20 protein-coding genes are annotated in these 19984 nt (G+C 69.2%); 9 read left to right on the forward strand and 11 right to left on the reverse strand.

Features of this window, described 5'->3' with window-relative positions; translation table 11 throughout:
- Positions 1 to 596 precede the first annotated feature (596 nt).
- Positions 597 to 1556 (reverse strand): type I pantothenate kinase, encoded by a 960-nt coding sequence (gene coaA / locus FN821_RS13160; protein WP_131173014.1) that lies wholly within the window; start codon positions 1554 to 1556, stop codon positions 597 to 599.
- 84 nt (positions 1557 to 1640) lie between these two features.
- Here coaA and glmS point away from each other — a divergent pair, with 84 nt between their 5' ends.
- The gene (gene glmS / locus FN821_RS13165; RefSeq protein WP_131173015.1) at positions 1641 to 3485 is read left to right on the forward strand and encodes a glutamine--fructose-6-phosphate transaminase (isomerizing); all 1845 of its coding nucleotides are present in this window, start codon (positions 1641 to 1643) and stop codon (positions 3483 to 3485) included.
- Positions 3482 to 3838: a holo-ACP synthase gene (locus FN821_RS13170; RefSeq protein WP_131173016.1), complete on the forward strand. Its 357-nt coding sequence runs from the start codon at positions 3482 to 3484 to the stop codon at positions 3836 to 3838. The genes glmS and FN821_RS13170 overlap by 4 nt, the downstream gene beginning before the upstream one ends.
- 63 nt (positions 3839 to 3901) lie before the next feature.
- On the opposite strand, the gene FN821_RS13175 is transcribed toward FN821_RS13170, so the two are convergent.
- On the reverse strand, positions 3902 to 4864 hold the full coding sequence (locus tag FN821_RS13175; protein ID WP_131173017.1) for an NADPH:quinone reductase: 963 nt from the start codon (positions 4862 to 4864) through the stop codon (positions 3902 to 3904).
- A gap of 63 nt (positions 4865 to 4927) precedes the next feature.
- On the opposite strand from FN821_RS13175, the gene FN821_RS13180 reads away from it, so the two are divergent.
- From FN821_RS13180 to FN821_RS13210, 7 genes are all read left to right on the forward strand, one after another.
- Positions 4928 to 6340 carry an NAD(P)H-hydrate epimerase gene (locus tag FN821_RS13180; protein ID WP_131173018.1) on the forward strand — a complete coding sequence of 471 codons (1413 nt, stop codon included), beginning with the start codon at positions 4928 to 4930 and terminating at the stop codon, positions 6338 to 6340.
- A 111-nt stretch (positions 6341 to 6451) separates the two neighbouring features.
- Positions 6452 to 7504, forward strand: a complete 1053-nt coding sequence (gene tsaE / locus FN821_RS14795; protein ID WP_131173019.1) for a tRNA (adenosine(37)-N6)-threonylcarbamoyltransferase complex ATPase subunit type 1 TsaE — start codon at positions 6452 to 6454, stop codon at positions 7502 to 7504.
- The gene (gene tsaB, locus FN821_RS13190) at positions 7501 to 8139 is read left to right on the forward strand and encodes a tRNA (adenosine(37)-N6)-threonylcarbamoyltransferase complex dimerization subunit type 1 TsaB (protein ID WP_131173020.1); all 639 of its coding nucleotides are present in this window, start codon (positions 7501 to 7503) and stop codon (positions 8137 to 8139) included. Before tsaE ends, tsaB begins: the two co-directional genes overlap by 4 nt.
- Positions 8136 to 8588 carry a GNAT family N-acetyltransferase gene (locus tag FN821_RS13195; RefSeq protein WP_131173021.1) on the forward strand — a complete coding sequence of 151 codons (453 nt, stop codon included), beginning with the start codon at positions 8136 to 8138 and terminating at the stop codon, positions 8586 to 8588. Before tsaB ends, FN821_RS13195 begins: the two co-directional genes overlap by 4 nt.
- Positions 8585 to 9628, forward strand: a complete 1044-nt coding sequence (gene tsaD / locus FN821_RS13200; protein WP_131173022.1) for a tRNA (adenosine(37)-N6)-threonylcarbamoyltransferase complex transferase subunit TsaD — start codon at positions 8585 to 8587, stop codon at positions 9626 to 9628. The genes FN821_RS13195 and tsaD overlap by 4 nt, the downstream gene beginning before the upstream one ends.
- Positions 9628 to 10566: a DMT family transporter gene (locus FN821_RS13205; RefSeq protein WP_206662125.1), complete on the forward strand. Its 939-nt coding sequence runs from the start codon at positions 9628 to 9630 to the stop codon at positions 10564 to 10566. The genes tsaD and FN821_RS13205 overlap by 1 nt, the downstream gene beginning before the upstream one ends.
- On the forward strand, positions 10566 to 11051 hold the full coding sequence (locus FN821_RS13210; RefSeq protein WP_131173023.1) for an NUDIX hydrolase: 486 nt from the start codon (positions 10566 to 10568) through the stop codon (positions 11049 to 11051). The genes FN821_RS13205 and FN821_RS13210 overlap by 1 nt, the downstream gene beginning before the upstream one ends.
- Before the next feature lie 13 nt (positions 11052 to 11064).
- On the opposite strand, the gene FN821_RS13215 is transcribed toward FN821_RS13210, so the two are convergent.
- The 9 genes from FN821_RS13215 to FN821_RS13255 are packed head-to-tail and all read right to left on the reverse strand — an operon-like array spanning position 11065 to position 19968.
- The gene (locus FN821_RS13215; RefSeq protein WP_131173024.1) at positions 11065 to 11952 is read right to left on the reverse strand and encodes an aminodeoxychorismate lyase; all 888 of its coding nucleotides are present in this window, start codon (positions 11950 to 11952) and stop codon (positions 11065 to 11067) included.
- A 59-nt stretch (positions 11953 to 12011) separates the two neighbouring features.
- The gene (locus FN821_RS13220; protein ID WP_165489375.1) at positions 12012 to 12686 is read right to left on the reverse strand and encodes an HAD family hydrolase; all 675 of its coding nucleotides are present in this window, start codon (positions 12684 to 12686) and stop codon (positions 12012 to 12014) included.
- The gene (locus tag FN821_RS13225) at positions 12683 to 13645 is read right to left on the reverse strand and encodes an ATP-grasp domain-containing protein (RefSeq protein WP_131173026.1); all 963 of its coding nucleotides are present in this window, start codon (positions 13643 to 13645) and stop codon (positions 12683 to 12685) included. Before FN821_RS13225 ends, FN821_RS13220 begins: the two co-directional genes overlap by 4 nt.
- The gene (locus FN821_RS13230) at positions 13642 to 14250 is read right to left on the reverse strand and encodes a sugar transferase (protein ID WP_131173027.1); all 609 of its coding nucleotides are present in this window, start codon (positions 14248 to 14250) and stop codon (positions 13642 to 13644) included. The genes FN821_RS13225 and FN821_RS13230 overlap by 4 nt, the downstream gene beginning before the upstream one ends.
- Complete coding sequence (locus FN821_RS13235; RefSeq protein ID WP_131173028.1) at positions 14247 to 15401, reverse strand: DegT/DnrJ/EryC1/StrS family aminotransferase; 1155 nt, start codon at positions 15399 to 15401, stop codon at positions 14247 to 14249. Before FN821_RS13235 ends, FN821_RS13230 begins: the two co-directional genes overlap by 4 nt.
- Positions 15402 to 15405: 4 nt before the next feature.
- A complete protein-coding gene (wecB, locus tag FN821_RS13240) occupies positions 15406 to 16533 on the reverse strand; it encodes a non-hydrolyzing UDP-N-acetylglucosamine 2-epimerase (protein ID WP_206662126.1) in 1128 nt (375 codons plus the stop codon).
- The gene (locus FN821_RS13245) at positions 16530 to 17657 is read right to left on the reverse strand and encodes a polysaccharide biosynthesis C-terminal domain-containing protein (RefSeq protein ID WP_131173029.1); all 1128 of its coding nucleotides are present in this window, start codon (positions 17655 to 17657) and stop codon (positions 16530 to 16532) included. Before FN821_RS13245 ends, wecB begins: the two co-directional genes overlap by 4 nt.
- Entirely contained in the window at positions 17654 to 18694 is a 1041-nt protein-coding gene (locus FN821_RS13250; protein WP_131173030.1) for a polysaccharide biosynthesis protein, read from the reverse strand. Before FN821_RS13250 ends, FN821_RS13245 begins: the two co-directional genes overlap by 4 nt.
- Positions 18691 to 19968, reverse strand: coding sequence for a glycosyltransferase family 4 protein (locus FN821_RS13255; RefSeq protein ID WP_131173031.1), 1278 nt, complete (start codon positions 19966 to 19968; stop codon positions 18691 to 18693). The genes FN821_RS13250 and FN821_RS13255 overlap by 4 nt, the downstream gene beginning before the upstream one ends.
- Between the last annotated feature and the right edge of the window lie 16 nt (positions 19969 to 19984).

Here is a 19984-nt window from a genome sequence, read left to right on the forward strand (position 1 = left end):
GGGTGGGTGCGCGGCATGCCCCTGGCGACCGGCATGCCCCTGGCGACCGGCATGCCCCTCGCGACCGAGCGGGCGCGTACCCGACGTGGTGGCTGTTCGACCCGAATCTCCCTGTGAGGGGGTGGTGGTCGCTCCCGGTGCTGGTGCTGGCACCGGTGACCCACGGGGGATCTCTGTGCGCAACCGGGTGCTCTGGCGCCGGATTGCGCACAGAGATGGTGCGACCCGTCTGCGGCGTCCATGAGAGCGCTACCCACGCCGCGACGTTGCGCCCGCGGCAGGACCCCGAGCGGTCCCAAGACTGCAACCGGGGACAGTCGCTCGCCGTCGACAACGTGTCCGCGGTGCTCATCATGCAGCCGACCAGCTCGTCACAGACGAAGGACTGCCCTGGCAGCAGGTCGGGATGGTCGGCGTGTGCTCGCCGCCAGATCGCGTGCTCGATGCATCCGGGCCGGTGAACGTCCCAGAACGACTGCCGGATCACGCTCAGGCAGACGTCAAGGTCCTCGTTCCGGTAGGGGCGCACGATCAGGGACTCGGTCCTCGACCGCTGGGACGGCATGACTGGGAGCGTAGGGCTCGGTTCGGCGTCTTCACACCTTGCGGATGCGGATCCATTCGATGTCGTGGTTGGCGTCCTTGCGGAGGATGACCGTCGCGCGACCCCGGGTGGGCGCGATGTTCGACTCGAGGTTGGGGCCGTTGATCATGTCCCAGATGTTGCCGGCGGTGGCGACCGCTTCGGCGTCGTCGAGCTCGGCAAACCGGCGGAAAAAGGAGTCCGGGTCCGCGAAGGCCGTCCGGCGCAGGGTCATGAAGCGCTCGATGTACCAGGTGCGCAGGTTCGCGACGGAGGCGTCCACGTAGACGGAGAAGTCGAAGAAGTCCGAGACGGCCAGCGGCAGGACGCCGTCGCGGCGGCGCCGCGGTGGCTGCAGGACGTTCAGTCCCTCGACAATGAGGATCTGGGGACGCCGGACCACCACGTGCTCGTCCGGGACGATGTCGTAGATCAGGTGGCTGTAGACAGGCGCGGTGACCTCGGCCGCCCCCGACTTGACGTCCATGACGAACCGCAGCAGAGCGGCCCGGTCGTACGACTCAGGGAAGCCCTTGCGGGACATCAGCCCGCGCTCCTCGAGGACGGCGTTCGGGTAGAGGAAGCCGTCGGTGGTCACCAGGTCGACGTGCGGATGGCCCGGCGTCTGGGCCAGCAGCTCCTTCAGCAGCCGCGATGTCGTGGACTTGCCCACCGAAACCGAGCCGGCGACGCCGATGACGAACGGCGTCCGCTGTTCCTGAAGGTCGAGGAAGTCGTGGGTGGTCGAGTAGAGGTCGCCGGTGTGGCGGACGTACAGGCTGATCAACTCGGTCAGCGGCGCGTAGACCTGCAGCACCTGGTCGACATCGATGGTGTCCTGGCTGGACCTGGCCGCGCGGACCATCTCCTCGGTGACCTGAACCGGCAGCGACTGGGACAGGCGCGCCCACTCGCCGCGCGTCCGGCTGACGTAGGGACCGTACGGGTCGCTCGCCCGGAGCGGTTCTGCCATGGCGGCGATCCTAGCCGCGCCGAGGATCGCCGCGCGGCCGAGCCACATCACGGGCTGTCGGCCTCGACCGATAGGCTGACCGGCATGTGCGGAATCATCGGCTACGTCGGACCCCGGAGCGCAGAGTCAGTCGTTATCGACGGCCTGCGGCGGATGGAGTATCGAGGCTACGACTCGGCGGGCATCGCCGTGTTGGAGGCTGGGGGGATCGCCCTGCGGAAGAAGGCGGGCAAGCTCGTCAACCTCGAGACCGAGTTGGAGATCGATCCGATCCCCGAGTCCCACGTCGGAATCGGGCACACGCGTTGGGCAACCCACGGCGCCCCGAACGACGCCAACGCTCACCCGCACGTGTCCACCAACGGACGCGTCGCGCTGGTCCACAACGGCATCATCGAGAACTTCGCGTCTCTGCGCGCCGAGGCGATCGCCAAGGGTGCGGTGTTTGCCTCCGAGACCGACAGCGAGGCTGCGGCCCAGTTGCTGGGCCTCGAAGTTGCCGCGGGCGCCGGCCTGGCCGACGCCATGCGGACGATCTGCCGACGCCTTGAGGGCGCGTTCACCCTGGTCGCCATCGATACCGCCAGCCCCGACCGGATCGTCGCCGCGCGCCGCAACTCGCCGCTCGTGGTGGGCGTCGGCGACGGCGAAATGTTCGTGGCGTCCGACGTGGCCGCCTTCATCGAGTTCACCCGGGACGCCGTGGAGATGGGCCAGGACGAGGTCGTCGAGGTCACCAGCGACGGCTACACGGTCACGGACTTCGCCGGCACGGTCGTCGCCGGCAAGCCGTTCCACGTCGACTGGGACCTCTCGGCCGCCGAGAAGGCCGGCTACGACTGGTTCATGCGCAAGGAGATCTACGAGCAGCCCAAGGCCGTGCTCGACACGCTGCTGGGCCGCTACAACGAGGCTCGTGAGCTGACCCTGGACGAGGTGCGCATCGCCGACTCCGAGCTCAAGCGCATCAACAAGATCATCATCGTGGCTTGTGGCACGGCGTTCTACTCGGGCCTGGTCGCCAAGTACGCGATCGAGCACTGGTGCCGCATCCCGTGCGAGGTCGAGATCGCGTCCGAGTTCCGCTACCGCGACCCGATCATCACCTCTGAGACGCTGCTGGTGACGATCTCGCAGTCAGGCGAGACGGCCGACACGCTGATGGCCGTCCGGCACGCCCGCGAGCAGGGTGCCAAGGTCATCGCGATCTGCAACACCAACGGCGCGACGATCCCGCGCGAGTCGGACGCCGTCATCTACACCCACGCCGGACCCGAGATCGGGGTGGCGTCCACGAAGGGCTTCACGACCCAGATCGCAGCCGCGTACCTGCTGGGGCTCTACCTGGCGCAGGTCCGGGGCACGAAGTTCGGCGACGAGATCGCCGCCGTGATGACCGAGTTGGAGTCGATGCCGGAGAAGATTCAGCGGGTGCTCGACAACACCGATCAGTTCCACGCGTTGGCGACGCGGCTGTCGGACAAGCGGTCCGTGCTGTTCCTCGGTCGCCACGTCGGCTACCCGATCGCCCTCGAGGGTGCGCTCAAGCTGAAGGAGATCGCGTACCTGCACGCGGAGGGCTTCCCGGCGGGCGAGCTCAAGCACGGCCCGATCGCGCTGGTCGAGCCGGGCATCCCGATCTTCGTCGTCGTCCCGCCCCACGGGCGCGATCAGCTGCACGACAAGGTGATCTCCAACATCCAGGAGGTGCGGGCCCGTGGCGCGCAGACGATCGTCCTGGTCGAAGAGGGCGACACCGAGGTCGAGCCGTACGCCGACGAGGTGATCTGGCTGCCGAAGGCGTCCACGCTGCTGCAGCCCCTGCTGGCCATCGTGCCGCTGCAGATCTTCGCCTGCGAGGTCGCGACCCGGCTGGGCCACGACGTCGATCAGCCGCGCAACCTGGCCAAGTCGGTCACGGTCGAGTGATCGTCGGCATCGGCGTCGACGTCTGCTCCCTGGAGCGGTTCGCGGCGGCGTCCGGACGCCCCGGCGTCCTGGATCGCCTGCTGACGCCGGCCGAGCAGGATGGGCGTCCGGAGACACTCGCAGGACGCTTCGCCGCGAAGGAAGCCCTCGCCAAGGCCCTCGGAGCGCCGTCCGGCCTGGTCTGGACCGACTGCGTCGTCACCTCGGACGCCGACGGTCGCCCCGCGCTCGTGCTCAGCGGAACGGTCGCGGCGCGAGCGTCCGAACTGGGTGTCACGCGGACGCACGTCTCGATCAGCCACGACGCTGGGGTCGCCGTGGCCATGGTGATCTGCGAGGCCGGCGAGCGATGAGGACGACCGGCCGAGGCGTCCGGTCTGGGTCTTCGACGGTCGACCGGACGCCGCGAGCGCGCGTCAGCCGATGGTCAGCACGACCTTGCCGAGCGCCTTGGACGTCATGACGTAGTCCTGGGCCGCGGCGGCCTCGGCGAGCGGGAACTCGCGTCCGACGCGGGGGACCAGCGAGCCGTCCGCCAGCTTGGCGGCCAGGTCACCCAGCGCGGTCGCCCGCGCGGCCGGTGAGGCGTTCCAGTTCGCGACGCCGCGGATGTCGGCGTCCTTGCCCATGACCAGGCGGGGGTTGAACTCGAGGGCGCCGCGGTTGCCGACGACGACGATGCGTCCGAACGTCGCCAGGCAGGTGAAGTCGTCGACGAGGTTCTCGTTGGCGAGCATCTCGACGATCAGGTCGACGCCGTGCCCGCCGGTGAGGGCCTTGATCTGGTCGTACTGGTCGGGTGCGCGGTGGTCGACGACCGGGACCCCGAGGTCACGAACGGCCGCCAGGCCCTCGTCGCTGCCGGCCGTTCCGATGACGGACGCCCCCGCCGCGCGCGCCAGCTGGACCGCCAGGTAGCCGACCGCGCCGGACGCCCCGTGCACCAGCACCTGCTCGCCCGCCTTGAGCCCGCCGCGCTCGAACAGGGCGCGGTGCGCCGCCAGTCCGGGGATGCCGAGGGAGGCGCCCTGGGCGAACGAGACGCCGGCCGGCAGCGGCCAGACCGACGAGGCGTCCGCCACGACGTACTCGGCGTAGGTGCCCGTGTCGCGGGAGGCGACGAAGACCCGGTCGCCGACCGCGCAGTCGACGCCGGCGCCGACGGCGTCCACGACGCCCGCGGCGTCGAAGCCGGGCACGTAGGGCAGGCCCGGATCGTAGGCCGCGTAGCCGCCGTTGCGGATGTAGACCTCGACCGGGTTCACCCCTGCGGCGTGGACGCGGACGCGGATCTCGCCCGGGCCGGGCTCGGACGACGGGAGCTCGACCAGGGACAGCACGCTCGAATCGCCGAACGCGCTCGCCTGAACAGCCTTCATGGTGGTCTCCTTCGATCGTGACGCGGGCCCTGTCACGGTTACCTCCCACCTTAGAGTGAGCCCATGGATTCGGTGTTCACGGTGGCCGAGATTCGACGGGCCGAAGAGGCCACGGGCGACCTGCTGGCGTCCGGCGAGTTGATGCAGCGGGCGGCGTCCGCGCTGGCTTCGGTGGTGCTCGATGAGCTGGGCGATCGTCCGCGCGGACGCCGGGTGCTGCTGGCCGTCGGGTCCGGGAACAACGGCGGAGACGCACTCTGGGCCGGCGTGCGGCTGCTGCGCAGGGGCGTCCGGGTGGACGCCTGGCGGACGGCCGACGCGGTTCACGAGGAGGGCTGGGCGGCGTTCGTCGCCGCTGGCGGCCGTGAAGTGGACGCGATGAGCGCGCTGGAGGCGCTGGTGGACGCCGACCTGGTCGTGGACGGCGTCCTCGGCATCGGGGGCCGGGGCGGGCTCCGCGGCGCAGCGGCCGTGTTCGCCCAGGCGTGCGCGGACACTCAGACCCCCGTGATCGCCGTCGACCTGCCGTCCGGTCTCGAGGGCGACTCGTGCGTCGCGCTCCCCAGTTTCGCTGCGGACGTCACCGTGACCTTCGGCGGACGCAAGGCGTGCCAGGTGTTGCAGCCGGCGGCGTCGCGCTGCGGACGCGTCGTCGTGGTCGACATCGGCCTCGACCTCGGCGAGCCGGAGCTCTGGACCTGGTCTGCGGCCGATGTGGCGGCGCATTACCCCTGGCCGGGGCCGGATTCCGACAAGTACGCCCGCGGCGTCGTCGGCGTCGACACCGGCTCGGCGACCTACCCCGGCGCGGCGGTGCTTGCGACGATGGGTGCCGTCTACGGGGGAGCGGGCATGGTGCGCTACCTCGGTGCCGCCCGCGATGCCGTGGTCGCCGCGCTGCCCAATGTGGTGACCGCGGCCGGACGGGTCCAGGCGTGGCTCGTGGGCAGCGGCTGGGGATCGCGGCCGGACGCCTCCGCGATCGTCGCCTGGTGCCTGGGCGAGGGGCTGCCGACGGTCGTGGACGCCGACGCGCTGTTCGCGCTGGGGGACGCGACGCTCGGCGGCCACGTGCTGCTGACGCCCCACGCGGGAGAGCTCGCGCGGCTGCTCAGCGTGGAGCGGTCGGCGGTCGAGGCTGACCCCGCCGGGCATGCGCGGCGGGCGGCGTCCGAGACGGGGGCGGTGGTGCTGTTGAAGGGGGCGAGCCAGTACGTGGCGGAGCCGTCCGGACGGGTCACCCTGGCCGTCGGTGGCCCCGCCTGGACCGCCCAGGCCGGGTCGGGGGACACCTTGGCGGGGCTCTGCGCGGCGATGCTCGCGGCCGGACGCCCCGCGGGCGAGGCGGCGCTGTTGGGGGCGTCCCTGCAGGCGATCGCGGCGCGGAACTTCCCGGGTCCGCGTCCGCCGCAGGACCTGGTCCGGCACGTCGCGGACGTCATCCCCATGCTGCGTTCCCCGGGCCTGGATCGATAGGGGTCACCCGCGCATGACAGCACGGTCATAGGCCACGCACGGACGCGACTGCGGTCCAGGGGCCAGCGCTCGATTTCGAGGGCTCCGTGGCCGATTGGTAGGCTTCGCGGGTTGTCGACCGCAGAGGTGAGCATGTCCCACGCCCAGCGTGACCGACTCGAAGACGAGACCCCCATCGAACAGCTGGCCGAGGCCACGCTGTCGGACGGCCGCGTCCTCACGCTGCGGCTGGCCGTCGAGGCGGACGCCCCCGGCATCGTGGACGTGGTCCACGCCGCCTTCCGCGCGCGGCGTCCGGTGGAGCCTCCGCCCACCGCGCTGCTCGAATCGGCCGAGACGATCGCGGCCACCGTCTCCGAGGGTGAGGCTGTGGTCGCGGTCCTCGACGGACGCATCGTCGGCACGATCATGATCGACTACTCGAACTCGCAGTTGCCCCCCGGCGAGCCCGCGGCGGCTCTGCTAGAGCGCGTCTCCACCGACCCCGCCACCCAGGGCCTCGGCATCGCCTCGTTGATGGTCGGCGTCACCATGAACCTGCTCGCCATGCGCGGTGTGACGTCGGCGTGCCTGTTCGTGCGGCGCGAGTTCCCCGAGATCCGGCACTGGTGGGAGCGGCACGAGTTCGTCTTTGCGTCCAGCTTCGAGAACAGCTGGTTCCTGCGGCGTCCCGTACCCGTCCTGGCCGTCGCGCCGGACGCCGACGCGATGCGCACGCTCGGCCGCGCGCTGGCGTCCGTGCTGGCCCCCGGCGACCTGATCGTCGCGTCCGGGGACCTCGGTGCCGGCAAGACCACCCTCACCCAGGGCATCGGCGAGGGCCTCGGCGTCGAGGGCCCGATCACCTCGCCCACGTTCGTGCTGGCCCGCGTCCACAAGTCGCTGGTCGACGGCCCGGCGCTCGTCCACGCGGACGCGTACCGCCTTGGCGGCTTCGCCGAACTCGAGGACCTCGACCTCGAAGAATCGCTGGCGGACTCGGTCACGCTCATCGAGTGGGGAGCCGGTGTCTCGGAGGCCCTCTCGCCCGGCCACCTCGACATCCAGATCGTCCGTGGGCTCGACCCGTCCGACGAGACCCGGTGGGTCTTCTTCACGCCCGTCGGAGAACGCTGGCAGGACGCCCCGCTCGCGGCCGCCTTGACCCCCGTGGAGGCGTCGTGATCACGCTCGCCGTCGACACCTCGACCGACGTCCGGGTGGGCATCGCGCGCGACGGCGTCGTGCTGGCGTCCGGGTCGGTCGAGAACCCCCGCGCGCACGCCGAACAGCTCATGCCGCTGGTCGAGTCGACGCTTGCCTCGGTCGGCCTGGCGCTCGGCGATGTGGACGCGATCGTCGCCGGCGTCGGTCCCGGTCCCTTCACCGGACTGCGCGTCGGCGTCGTCACCGCGACCACGCTGGGGCTGGTGCTGCGGCGTCCGGTCAAGGGCGTTTGCAGCCTGGACGCCGTCGCCGCGGCCTGGTCGGACGCGCCCGAGCGCTTCGTCGCCGTCTCGGACGCCCGCCGCCGCGAGGTGTACTGGGCGGTGTACGCGGGAGGCGTCCGGGTGGAAGGTCCGTTCGTGACGGCCCCGTCCGAGGTGCCCGACCTGCCGTTGGCCGGCCCAGGCGCCGAGCTGGTCCGGCCCACCAGCGGGCCGACGATCCTGGACGCCGGCGTCTTCGCGGCGACGGCGTCCGAGATGCCGGACGCGGGGCTGGAGCCGCTGTACCTGAGGCGTCCGGACGCCGAACTGCCGACCGCGAAGAAGACGACGATCCCGCAGCCACGGGTCTCGATCCGGAAGCGGCCATGATCATCGACGCGGCCACGCTCGACGACCTGGACGCGATCATGGCCCTGGAAGCCGAGGGCTTCGACCACGGCCACTGGAGCGCGGACGCCTGGCGCAGCGAACTGCTGGGGGCGGATCGGTGCGTCCTGGTGGCCCGCGACGCGTCCGTCATCGGCGTCGCGACCTTCCAACTCGTCGCAGACACGGCCGACCTGCACCGCGTGATCGTGGCCGCCGAGCGCCGCCGGCAGGGGGTCGGACGCCAGTTGGTGCAGGGGGGCATCGAGTGGGCGAGCGGGCACGGCGCCACCGAGATGGTCCTGGAGGTCGACGAGACCAACGCGCCTGCGCTGCATGCCTACGAGGGGCTGGGTTTCCGGACGCTGGCAAGGCGCGACGACTACTACGGAACAGGGCTGCACGCGCTGGTGATGGCGCTCGAGCTGGCTAAGACAAGGAGTGGGGCATGACGGGTCCGCTGATCTTGGGGATCGAGTCGTCCTGCGACGAGACGGGCGTGGGCATCGTTCGCGGACGAGAGCTGTTGGCCAACGAGGTCGCCTCGTCGGTCGACCAGCATGCGCGTTGGGGCGGCGTCGTGCCGGAGGTGGCGTCGAGGGCGCACCTGCAGGCGATGGTCCCCGCGCTGGAGCGCGCGCTGGCCAAGGCCGACGTCGACCTCACCGAGATCGACGCCATCGCCGTGACCGCCGGGCCGGGCCTGATGGGGGCGTTGGTGATCGGGCTCGCGTCCGCGAAAGCCCTAGCCGCGTCCCTCAACAAGCCGCTGTACGGGGTCAATCACCTGGTGGGCCACGTGGCTGTCGACATCTTGGAACACGGCCCCTTGGACATGCCCTGCGGCGCCTTGCTCGTGTCCGGCGGACACACCAACCTACTCAAGGTCGACGACCTCACCTCCTCGATCACCGAGGTCGGCACGACCATCGACGACGCGGCTGGGGAGGCGTACGACAAGGTCGCGCGGCTGCTCGGGCTCGGCTACCCGGGCGGTCCGATCGTCGACAAGGCGGCGGCATCCGGCGACCCGAAGGCGATCGCCTTCCCGCGCGGGCTCACCGCACGACACGACCTGGCCAAGCACCGCTTCGACTTCTCGTTCTCGGGGCTGAAGACCGCCGTGGCCCGCTGGGTCGAGACGGCGCGGCTGGAGGGACGCGAGGTACCGATCGACGACGTCTGCGCGTCCTTCCAGGAGGCCGTCGCCGACGTCCTGACCGCCAAGGCCGTCGACATGTGCGACCACTACGGCTTGAAGCAGTTCGTCATCGGCGGGGGCGTCGCGGCGAACTCGCGCCTGCGCACCCTGCTCGAGGAGCGACTCGCCGCGCGGGGAGTCGCGCTGAGGCGTCCCAGGCCCGGACTGTGCACCGACAACGGCGCCATGATCGCCATCCTCGGCTCGGAGGTCGTGACGGCCGGGCTGCCGCCGTCGGCGTCCGATATCGGCGCGGACTCCGGCATGCCGATCTCGAAGGTCCTGGCCTAGTGACCCGTCGCGCCCGAGCCAATGTGATGCTGCTGTGTGGCTCGGCGATTTGGGGCTTTGCGTTCGCGTTCCAGGTCATGGGGGCGCACGTGGGTGCCTTCTCGTTCAACTCGAGCCGCTTCCTGTTGGGCGCGGTGTCGCTGCTGCCGCTGATCGCCTGGGTGGATCGTCGCTCAGGCGTCGATCGGGCCGTGGGACGCCGCCGCTGGCGGTCGGTCCTGGGTCCGGGCGCACTGTGTGGGGTCTTCCTGTTCGGGGGAGCGTCCTTCCAGCAGATCGCCCTGGCCGACACGACCGCCGGGAACGCGGCATTCGTGACCGGCCTTTACGTGGTGCTGGTGCCCCTCGTCGGCATCCTGCTGGGCCACCGAGCCACCCTCAACATCTGGATCGGGGCACTCGTCGCGGTCGCCGGCCTCTACCTCCTGACCATGACCGGCGGCATCGCTCAGATGAACCCTGGCGACCTGCTGTGCCTCGTCAGCACGCTGTTCTGGACGGCGCACATCCTCAGCATCGGGTACTTCGCCCGGCGGATCGATCCGCTGCGGCTGGCCGTCGCCCAGTTCGTCGCGATGAGCCTGTACGGAGTGCCGTTCGCGTTCGCGACCGAGGCGCGTCCTTTCGCCGACCTCGGCACCGCGATCATCCCGATCCTGTACGCCGGTGTCGCGAGCGTCGGGCTCGGCTACACCCTGCAGGTGCTCGCGCAGCGGGACGCCCTCGAGTCGCACGCCGCGCTGATCATGAGCCTCGAGTCCGTGTTCGGCGCGATCGGTGGCGCGCTCTTGCTGGGCGAGCGCATGTCAGGGGTTGGCTACGTCGGTGCTGCGCTGATGCTGGTCGGGATCGTTGTGTCACAGCTGCCGCGCCGCGGGCAGCCACACGGACCCGCGATCCCCGTTCCCGAGCCACCGTCGACCGCGCTGGAGCTGTGATGCCGTACCAGCCCATCCTCGGCACCCTGGCGTACGTCCTCCGCGGCGACGACGTGTTGATGGTGCACCGGTCCGCGCGTGCCGACGATCAGCACCTCGGCAAGTTCAACGGCCTCGGCGGCAAGCTGGAACCGGGCGAAGACATCGTCGCCGGCATGCGCCGCGAACTGCGCGAGGAGGCGTCCATCGAGGCCACGTCGCTGCGCCTGCGCGGCACGATCAACTGGCCCGGCTTCGGACCGGGCGGCGAGGACTGGCTCGGCTTCATCTTCGTCGTGGACGCCTTCACCGGCATTGTCCCGGACGCCAACGCCGAGGGCACCCTGCACTGGGTGCCCCGCTCTGACGTGATGAGTTTGCCCTTGTGGGAGGGCGATTACACCTGGCTCCCGCTCGTCTTCGACGAGTCGGTGGGTCAGTTCCACGGGGTCATGCCCTACGCGGACGGCCGTCCGTGCGGTTGGTCGGTGACGATCCTTCCGTAGGGACGCCGCCGGCTCAGCTCCGCGCGAGCAGGTGGTCGTTCCACTCGGCGGTGAGGGCGGCGTCGACCGCCATGGGACGCCCGTCGAGCGACTTGACCGGAGCGCAGAGGCGTCCGGACGAGGTGAGCCACAGCGCATCGGCCGCAGCTAGTTCGTCGGTGAGCACGGGGCGGGTCTCGGTCCGGAAACCCACTTCCTCGGCGTAGGCGAACACGTCGGCCTGAGTGGTACCAGCCAGGACGCCCTCGTCGGGATGCGGCGTCACCAGGACGCCGTTGATCCGCGCGATCAGGGAGGAGGACGGTCCTTCCAGCGCGTGACCGTCCGTGCTGACGAACAGCACATCGTCGGCGCCGCGCCGCTTGGCCTCGCGCAGCGCCGCCTTGTTGGCGGCGTACGACAGGGTCTTCGCGCCGCCGAGCAGCCACGGCGTGGTGCGCATGATGTCTGAGCGGACGCCGCGGTCCAGGGTCACGACGTCGATGCCCGAACGATCGTGGGCGAAGTCCGGGCACGGGTAGGCGATCGCCCAGCCCGCAGGACCACCCGTCCCGCCCATCTCCTGGCCGCGGGTCAGGACGAACTTGACGAGAACCTCCTGGCCCGGGCGCTGTGCGCACAGGGGTGCGATCGCGCGCCGGACGGCCTCGGCGTAGGCGTCCGAGTTCGGCTTCGGCAGATCGAGCATGGACGCCGATCGCGCGAAGCGGCGCAGGTGGGCGTCCAGTGCGTGCACTCGGCCGTCGACGCAGCCGGCGACCTCGAAGATGCCGTCGCCCCGGTTCACCCCGAAGTCTGTGGCGAGCACCGTGGCCTGCAGCGGATCGGCGTCCACGATGCTCACCGACTCACCCGGCGGGGCAGTCGGACGGTCGATCAGGCACAGCGTGAGGTCGGACATGCCGACCATTGTTATGCACGGTCGCGGGCCGCCGGCACAGCCGACCGGCCGCGGACGAGTTAAGGCAGTTGGAGGAACCGCGCCAACGCCCCCGCGTCTTTGACGCTCTGCACCCCGGGCGAAGCAACGGCGGCGTGCAGCTGACCGTCCCGGACGAGCCTGACCGCGTCCCAGCCGCGCGCCAGTGGGGCCAGGAAGTCCTTGGCTGGGTTGTCTCCGATGTAGATGCAGTCCTCTGGTTGGACGCCAAACCTCTCTTCGACTTCCGCGAACGCCCTCGGGTGGGGCTTCCAGAAGCCGCGCCCCCAGACGTCGGTGAAGACGATGTGGTCGACCAGGTCGGCCAGGCCCACGGCCGCGGCCTTGGCCCGTTGTCCGGTCAAGGCGCCATCTGTGATGACGGCCTGGCTGATCCCCGCGCGCCTGAGTTCGCCCAGGAGTCGCAGCAGGCCGTCTTCGATGCGGATCTTGGGCTGGTGTGAGCGATACCACTCGACGAGCGTCTCGATGGGCACCGCCCCCGCCAGCCCAAGGCTGGTGAGCAGCCTGTCGAAGGCGTCTCCCCGCGTGCCGGCCAGGAAGCCGTCCCAGAGGGTAGAGAACGCCACCTGTGGGTCGGCGCCATACGCTTCGAGACGTCCAGCCACCGCTTCGAACCCGCTGCGGACGTAGTCACGCTCCAGGATCAGCGTGTCGTCCAGATCCCAGACGACGACCGGCCAGCGGAAGCTCACCACGGAAGTTCGGTGACGAAGAGTTCTGAGTGGTAGCGGGTCATGTAGAGGCCGACCTGGTAGTCGCCGAGTCTGCTCGGCAGGTCCACCCCGGACGCCTCGTCCACCAGCCACGCCGGGTAGTGTCCGCCGGCGGCGTCCGCGAGGGGGAAACCACCGCCGAGACGCGGGTTGACCTCGAACAAGACCGGTCCGTCGGGGGTCAGGAATGCCTGGAGCGTGATCGGGCCCCGAGCGCCCAGTCGGCCACAGGTGGCGAGCACCGACTCCAGCCAGCCCCTGAGCGGCTCGTACGCGACCGTGACCCCCTGAACGGACTCGCCACCGATCGTGTAGCGACGTTCGCGCGGCACGGCGTGCAGCGGTCGACCGTCCCGACTCAGGAAAGCGTCGATGGTCAGCTCGGTGCCTCCGACGAACTCCTGAATGATGGGATCTTCAGCATTGGGGGGCAGGTTTCCGGCCCTCGCGTCCTCGACCGTCAAGGCGCTGATCCCCTTGCTGGCGCTCCCGCGTCGTGGCTTCACGAAGAGTCTCCGCGGCAGGTCGTCCGGCAGCTCGGCCGGCAGCCAGGAGCGAGGCGTCCGGACGCCTTCGGCCGCGAACGCGGCGTGGAACAGCCACTTGTCGGAGCAGGTCGCGACGAAGTCCGGCGTCGAGATCACCGCCCGGGTGCCGACCGCCGCGAGATCGTCCGCCAGGAGTGCCAGGACCGGCAACTCCGGATCGATCGTCGGGACGACCAGGTCGATGCGGTGTTCGGACGCCGCGGCGAGCAGGGCCGGACCGTAGCCGTCGGCGGTCACCGGTGGAAGCCGCAGGATAGGAGCGAACTGGAGCGTTGGAGCTCCCGGGTCGATGTCGGAGACGAACACGCGTCCACCGGACGCCTCGGCGGCCAGCTGGAAGAGGCGAAGCAGCGATACACGCCGCCCCGCGCTCGTCAGCAGTACGTTCACGAAGGCGTTCCCTCAAAGGCCGGCATGGTGGCCGAGCCTTGTGCACTGATCCCGTCCCGCTTGATCACTTTGGCCAGCGTCGCGGCCAGGATCCGCAGGTCGAGGGCGAGGGAGCGGCTGTCCACGTACTCCACGTCGCGGGCGAACTTCTCCTCCCAGCTGATGGCATTGCGGCCACTCACTTGGGCCAGGCCGGTGATGCCCGGGCGAACCTCGTGGCGGCGCGCCTGCTCGGGGGAGTACAGGGGCAGGTAGGACATCAGCAACGGCCTCGGACCCACCAGGGACATATCGCCGCGCAGGACGTTGATCAGGCTCGGCAGCTCATCAAGGGACGTCGCACGCAGGATCTTGCCGACGCGTCCCAGCCGTTCCTCGTCGGTGACGTGCGTGGCGTCCGGCTCCCGCATCGTGCGGAACTTCAACAGCGTGAACGGCTCGCCATGCAGGCCGGGTCGCTGCTGCTTGAACAAGACGGGGGAGCCGAGCTTGCTCCGCACCACGGCGGCCACCCCCACCTGCAGCGGGAGGCTCACGACCAGTCCGACGCCAGCGACGGCGACGTCAAGGCACCGCTTGACGGCGTCCGACCTCCTCTGGTTCACCGGACGCGCTCCTGGATGAAGGTCCGGATGGACTCCATGACGCGATCGAGCTGGGACTCGGTCAGGCTCGAGCCACTGGGCAGCGACAGTCCCGTGTTGAACAGTCGCTCCGAGGTGCCGTCCACATAGCGGGGGGCGTCCGCGAAGACCGGCTGCAGGTGCATGGGCTTCCAGATCGGCCGCGACTCGATGCTCTGACCGGCGAGGTGATTCATCAGATCCGCGGACGCCCACCCGGCTTCGGCGGGATCGACCAGGATCGACGTGAGCCAGAAGTTGTCGCGGGTCGTCGCGTCCGCGCTCTCGTCCGGTTGACCGAACAGCTTCACTCCGGGCACGTCGGCGAAGAGCTCGCGGTACAGGCCGCGAATCATGCGGCGCCGCTCGATCATCGCGTCGAGCCTGGACAGCTGGGCAAGGCCGAGGCCAGCGAGGACGTTCGAAAGCCGGTAGTTGTAGCCGATGTCCACGTGCTCGTACCAGATGACCGGCTGGCGCGCCTGGGTCGCGAGATAGCGGGCGCGGTCGGCCAGGGCCTTGTCATCGGTCAGGAGCGCACCACCACCCGAGGTGGTCATGATCTTGTTCCCGTTGAACGAGATGGCCGCCGCGACTCCGAACTTGCCCGAGGGCAGACCATGGCGCCGGGCGCCGAGGGACTCGGCGGCGTCCGCGAGGACGGGGATGCCCTGCTCCTCAGCGATGTGTGCCAGCGCCTCCTGATCGACCACCTTCCCGAGCAGGTCGACCGGAAGAAGGCAGGACACGTCGTGGCCAGCGCGCTTCTCGGAGGCGATGGCCTCGGCGACCAGGTCTGGATTGATCGATCCGGACTCGTCGCTGTCCACGAAGACCGGCTGGGCACCCGTGTAGTTCACGGCGTTCGCCGTCGCGGCGAAGGTCAACGACGACGTCACGACACGCTGACCGGCACCGATCCCCAGGCAGAGCAGGCCGAGGTGTAGAGCGGCCGTTCCGGACGACAGCACCACACAGTGGGCGCGGTCGTTGCGGGCGGCCAGCTCGGCCTCGAACCGATCCACGTTGGGGCCGAGGGGGGCGACCCAGCCGGAGCGCATGGCGTCCAGAACCGCGTTCTCTTCGATCTCGGTGATGTCCGCCAGGGACATGTGGATGCGATCGTGGGTCATTCGTTCATCCTTCGCTAGGGATACGCAGCCCGGACCACTGAGCGTGCCGCTTTGCCGTCGACACGATGAAGTTGACCGCGCGCTGCGAGCAGTTGTCGATGAGGTAGTCCGCCGGGATCTCCTTCGGGCCCTCGGTGAACTGGGACATCGCGAGCCGGACCGCCTCCACCACGTTGGCCGGATCGAGTCCGGTCATGACGATGCCGCCCGTGTCCAACGCCTCGGGCCTCTCGATCGAATCGCGGAGCGTGATGGCCGGGAAGTTGAGGATCGTCGACTCCTCGGAGATGGTCCCGGAGTCCGAGAGGCAACACGCGGCGTTCATCTGCAGCTTGTTGTAGTCATGGAAGCCGAGTGGCTCGTGGAAGGACACGCCTTCGACGGAACGACCGAGGGCGTCGAGGCGCTTGCGGGTGCGCGGGTGCGTCGACACGATCACGGGCAGATTGAAGGTTGTCTGGACGGCCTCCAGGCAATCGAGGAGCGCGCCCAGTCGCTCGGGCGAGTCGACGTTCTCCTCGCGGTGCGCGGACACGAGAAAGTAGCCGCGCGGCGAGAGTTCCAGTCGGTCCAGAACATCCGAGGCCTCGATCTGGGGGAGGTACTGCATCAGGACTTCGCGCATGGGCGAGCCCGTCTTGAGGATGCGCCGCGGGTGCAGGCCCTCTCCGAGGAGGTTCCGCCGTGCGTGCTCGGTGTAGACGAGATTGAAGTCGGCAACGTGGTCCACCAGGCGACGGTTCGTCTCCTCGGGGACGTTCTCGTCGAAACAACGGTTGCCCGCCTCCATGTGGTACACCGGGATCCGCATGCGCTTCGCCATGACGGCGGCGATGCACGAGTTGGTGTCGCCCAGCACCAGGAGGGCGTCCGGCTTGACCTCGCGGAGCACACGCTCGGTGCCGATCAGGACGCCTCCGAGCACGGCTCCGAGGCTCGAGGTGTCCACGCCGAGGTAGTGATCGGGCGCCCGCAGCCCGAGGTCACTGAAGAACACCTCGTTCAACGTGTAGTCGTAGTTCTGTCCGGTGTGCACGAGCACGTGGTCGACGCTGTCGTCCAAACGCTGGATGACGCAGGCCAGGCGGATGATCTCGGGCCTGGTGCCCACGACGGTCATGACTTTGGTCACTTCTGGCCCTCCGAGGCAGCTTCGTTGGCGGGACGCACCTTCGTCCAATAGGTATCCGGAGCTTCGGGGTCGAAGAGGCTGTCGGTCCAGAACTGGGTCGTGATCGTGCGGTCCCCGGTCGCAGTGATGTTGTGGGTCCAGCCGACGGGCATGTCGACGGCCACCGGCTCATCGCCCGTGACGTTGAAGGCCACGACCTCGTCGGTGAACATCTTCCGCAGCGCGATCTCGGCCGAGCCGTCGAGGACGACGAAGCGCTCCACCTTGTGCAGGTGGTAGTGCTCGCCGCGGGTGATGCCGGGATGGGTCGTGGAAACGAACGTCTGACCGCCGGAGCCGTGGCAGCGGACCGTCTCGACGAGGCGTCCGCGATCGTCGGAGCGGGGCTGGAGACGAACCGGGTAGTGAGCCGGGAACAGGGCCGCGCGGTACGTGTTGAACAGGTCGCGCGTGAAGGGCTCCGCCAAATCGGGGAGGTCGCCGGACGGCACGTAGAGGCGGTGGAACCCCTGCAGCAGGTTCCAGACCTCCACGACGGAGGTCTGATGCCCCTCGGGGAACACGACGCCGGGGTCACCGGCTGCCGCGTCCAGAATGGCCTGCGCCGCCCCCTGCGCATGCAGGAGCGAGATCGGCCGATCCTGGATCTCGGGTGATTCGCCCGCAATCACCTTGTCGACGAAGGTCGCGACGAAGGAGTTGTAGTTCGGGCGTCCGTGCTCGCCGAAGAGATTCGGCAGACGCACATCCACGACAGAAATGCCGTGCTCGGCGAGGGTCGAGGTCAGCAGCTCGGCCGCCGCCAGCTTGCCGGTCCCGTACGGGGTGCCGTTGCCGGCCTGGACTGAGTTCGCGTAGACGACGCGTTTGACCGAGCCGGACGCCGCAGCCGCAGTTGCCACCTCGCGAGCGAGAGAGACGTTGCCGTCTTCCAGTTCGGCGTCCGCCGCCCGGTTGATGCCGGCCAGGTGCAGGACGACGTCAGCGCCCGCGACCAGTTCGGCGAGGCGGGGCCAGTCGTCCAGGCCGATCGCCGCAACAGAGTCGTCCGGGCGCAACGCGGCTAAACGGATGCGGAGGTGCCAGCCCAGGAAGCCGTCCGCACCGGTGATGGCGAGCCTCATGCGGCCCCCACCCGTGCGCGGATCTCGGGAAGCCGCATGAGCGTGGCCACCGTCTCCTGCAGGTCCAGCTGGTGGGTGTTGGCCGAGTTGTAGTCCGTGTCGCGCGGAATGCCGGCGTCACCCTCTTCGACGTAGACCTCGTACTGCAGGCCGCGCGCGTCCAGCGGAACCCGGAAGTAATCGCCCTGGTCGACGGCCTTGACCATCTCTTCGGCGCTCAGCAATGTCTCGTGCATCTTCTCGCCGTGGCGCATGCCGATGCGCTGGATCGTCGGATCCTCGATGTCGCACAGCTTCGCCACGGCGCGCGCCAGAGTCTCGACGGTGCAGGCCGGGGCCTTCTTTACGAAGAGATCGCCGGGCTGGGCGTGGGTGAACGCGTGCCACACCAGGTCCACGGACTCGTCCAGGCTCATCAGGAACCGCGTCATGAGCGGCTCTGTGACGGTGAGCGGGCGTCCGGAGTCGATCTGCTGAAGGAACAGGGGGATGACCGAGCCGCGCGAGTACATCACGTTGCCGTACCGCGTGATGGAGACTGTCAGCCCCGAGTCGGGATTGTTGCGGGCGAAGGCCTGGGCGGTCTTCTCCATCAGTCCCTTGGACATGCCCATCGCATTCACGGGGTACACGGCCTTGTCGGTGGACAGCACCACCAGCGACTGGACGCCGGCGCGAGCCGCAGCCTGGATGACGTTGTTTGAGCCGTCAACGTTCGTGAGGACCGCCTGCCGTGGGAAGAACTCGCACGACGGCACCTGCTTGAGCGCCGCAGCATGGAAGACGTAGTCGGCTCCCGTCAGGGGCGCCTCGATGCTGTGGGGGTCACGGACGTCGCCGAGGTAGAACCGGAGCCGCTCGTCGTTCAACGTGCGACGCATGGCGTCCTGCTTGGCCTCGTCTCGGCTGAAGATGTTCACCTGAGCTGCGCCGTTGGCAAGGAGGTGGCGCGCCATGGTCGAGCCGAACGAGCCCGTCCCGCCCGTGATCGCGATGGTCTTGCCGGCGACGACGCTGGCGCGATCGCTCGGATTCATTGAGTCTCTCCCTCGTGCGCTTCTTCGGAGAGCGATCGTGTGATCACGTCGCTGAGAAGTTTGGCTCCAACGCGGCTCGCCATCTGGTCAAAATAAGCCTGCCGGCCAGCGTCGCCCATCGCGGCCATCGTAGCCGAGTCCTGCTTGGACGCGCTTTGCAGTGCGGCGCTGACAGAGGCTGCGTCGTTGGGATCAGCGCTCCAGCCAGCGCCAGCCGCGTCCACGACGTGGGCCGGGTCGCCCGCCATGACGGCGAGCAAGGGCTGACCGAGAGCCAGGACGGTCTGGATCTTGCTCGGCATGTTGACCCTGAATAGCTCCGTGTCCTTCAGGCAGGCGACTTGGATGTCCGCGGCCGCCATCATCGACGGCATTCTGTCCTGGGGCACCCGTCCGACGAAGTGCACCTTGTTGTCCAGTCCCAGGGCCGTCGCGCGCGCCTTCAGGCGCGGAGCGTCGATCCCGTCGCCTACCATCACGAGGTGGATTCTGCTGTCCGTCGGTACCAGAGCCATGGCGTCCAAGAGCACGTCGAGCCCTTGAGCAGGGCCGTGAGCCCCGGCGTACATCGCGACGAAGTCGTCGGGTGAGATTCCCAGGGATTCCCGGAGTTCGGGGTCGGCAGGGGCGGGCGCCAGGGCGTTCTCATCGATCCAGTTGTATACGAGCGTGATCTTGTCCGCAGGGACGCCCCTCGTGATCAGCAGGGCCTTCATCGACGGGGACAGCACCGTGATGTGGGCGGCCCACGCATAGGACCGAGCGACGAAGCGCCCCACCGTGGCGTCCAGGACCCGTCGTGCCCGCTTCGACGCCAGGAAGCCGGACGAGTAGATCGAATCGGGCCACAGGTCCTGGATCATCAGCACATAGGGGCGCTTGAACAGGAGACGTGCGGCCATCGCGGGCAAGGCTGCCGTCGCGGGGGACGAGTGCACGATCGCGATGTCCGATCGCCTCAGGTCGTTGAGTCCGAAGAAAGTTGCGGACAGCGCCCACGAGGCGTAGTTCAGAAAGCGACGGACGGCGGACGAGTCATGGCTGGGGTAGAGAGGCGTTCGACGGACACGGAGCCCGTTGACCAGTTCCCTCATCGGCTTCCATGCCTGGTAGCCAGCCGCGACCTCGCCGGTCGGCCAGTTAGGGATGCCGGTCAGCACCCGGACCTCGAGACCTGCGGTCGCCAACTTTTCTGGAATCCAGTGGGAGGGCCCAACAGGTTCCGGCGGGTACCACTGGGTGATGTAGCACACGGCCACCGGCTTGTGGTTCACTGTTGAATCCTAACGT

This window comes from Propioniciclava tarda (genome assembly GCF_900182665.1).
GTDB lineage: Bacteria > Actinomycetota > Actinomycetes > Propionibacteriales > Propionibacteriaceae > Propioniciclava > Propioniciclava tarda.

Bases quoted from the DNA above. Each gene is read 5' to 3' on its own strand.
- glmS (WP_131173015.1), top strand. From the start codon at position 1,641: ATGTGCGGAATCATCGGCTACGTCGGACCCCGGAGCGCAGAGTCAGTC.
- FN821_RS13235 (WP_131173028.1), bottom strand. From the start codon at position 15,401: ATGACCCACGATCGCATCCACATGTCCCTGGCGGACATCACCGAGATC.
- FN821_RS13245 (WP_131173029.1), bottom strand. From the start codon at position 17,657: ATGAGGCTCGCCATCACCGGTGCGGACGGCTTCCTGGGCTGGCACCTC.
- FN821_RS13180 (WP_131173018.1), top strand. From the start codon at position 4,928: ATGGATTCGGTGTTCACGGTGGCCGAGATTCGACGGGCCGAAGAGGCC.
- FN821_RS13195 (WP_131173021.1), top strand. From the start codon at position 8,136: ATGATCATCGACGCGGCCACGCTCGACGACCTGGACGCGATCATGGCC.
- tsaD (WP_131173022.1), top strand. From the start codon at position 8,585: ATGACGGGTCCGCTGATCTTGGGGATCGAGTCGTCCTGCGACGAGACG.
- coaA (WP_131173014.1), bottom strand. From the start codon at position 1,556: ATGGCAGAACCGCTCCGGGCGAGCGACCCGTACGGTCCCTACGTCAGC.
- FN821_RS13215 (WP_131173024.1), bottom strand. From the start codon at position 11,952: ATGTCCGACCTCACGCTGTGCCTGATCGACCGTCCGACTGCCCCGCCG.
- FN821_RS13175 (WP_131173017.1), bottom strand. From the start codon at position 4,864: ATGAAGGCTGTTCAGGCGAGCGCGTTCGGCGATTCGAGCGTGCTGTCC.
- FN821_RS13210 (WP_131173023.1), top strand. From the start codon at position 10,566: ATGCCGTACCAGCCCATCCTCGGCACCCTGGCGTACGTCCTCCGCGGC.
- FN821_RS13250 (WP_131173030.1), bottom strand. From the start codon at position 18,694: ATGAATCCGAGCGATCGCGCCAGCGTCGTCGCCGGCAAGACCATCGCG.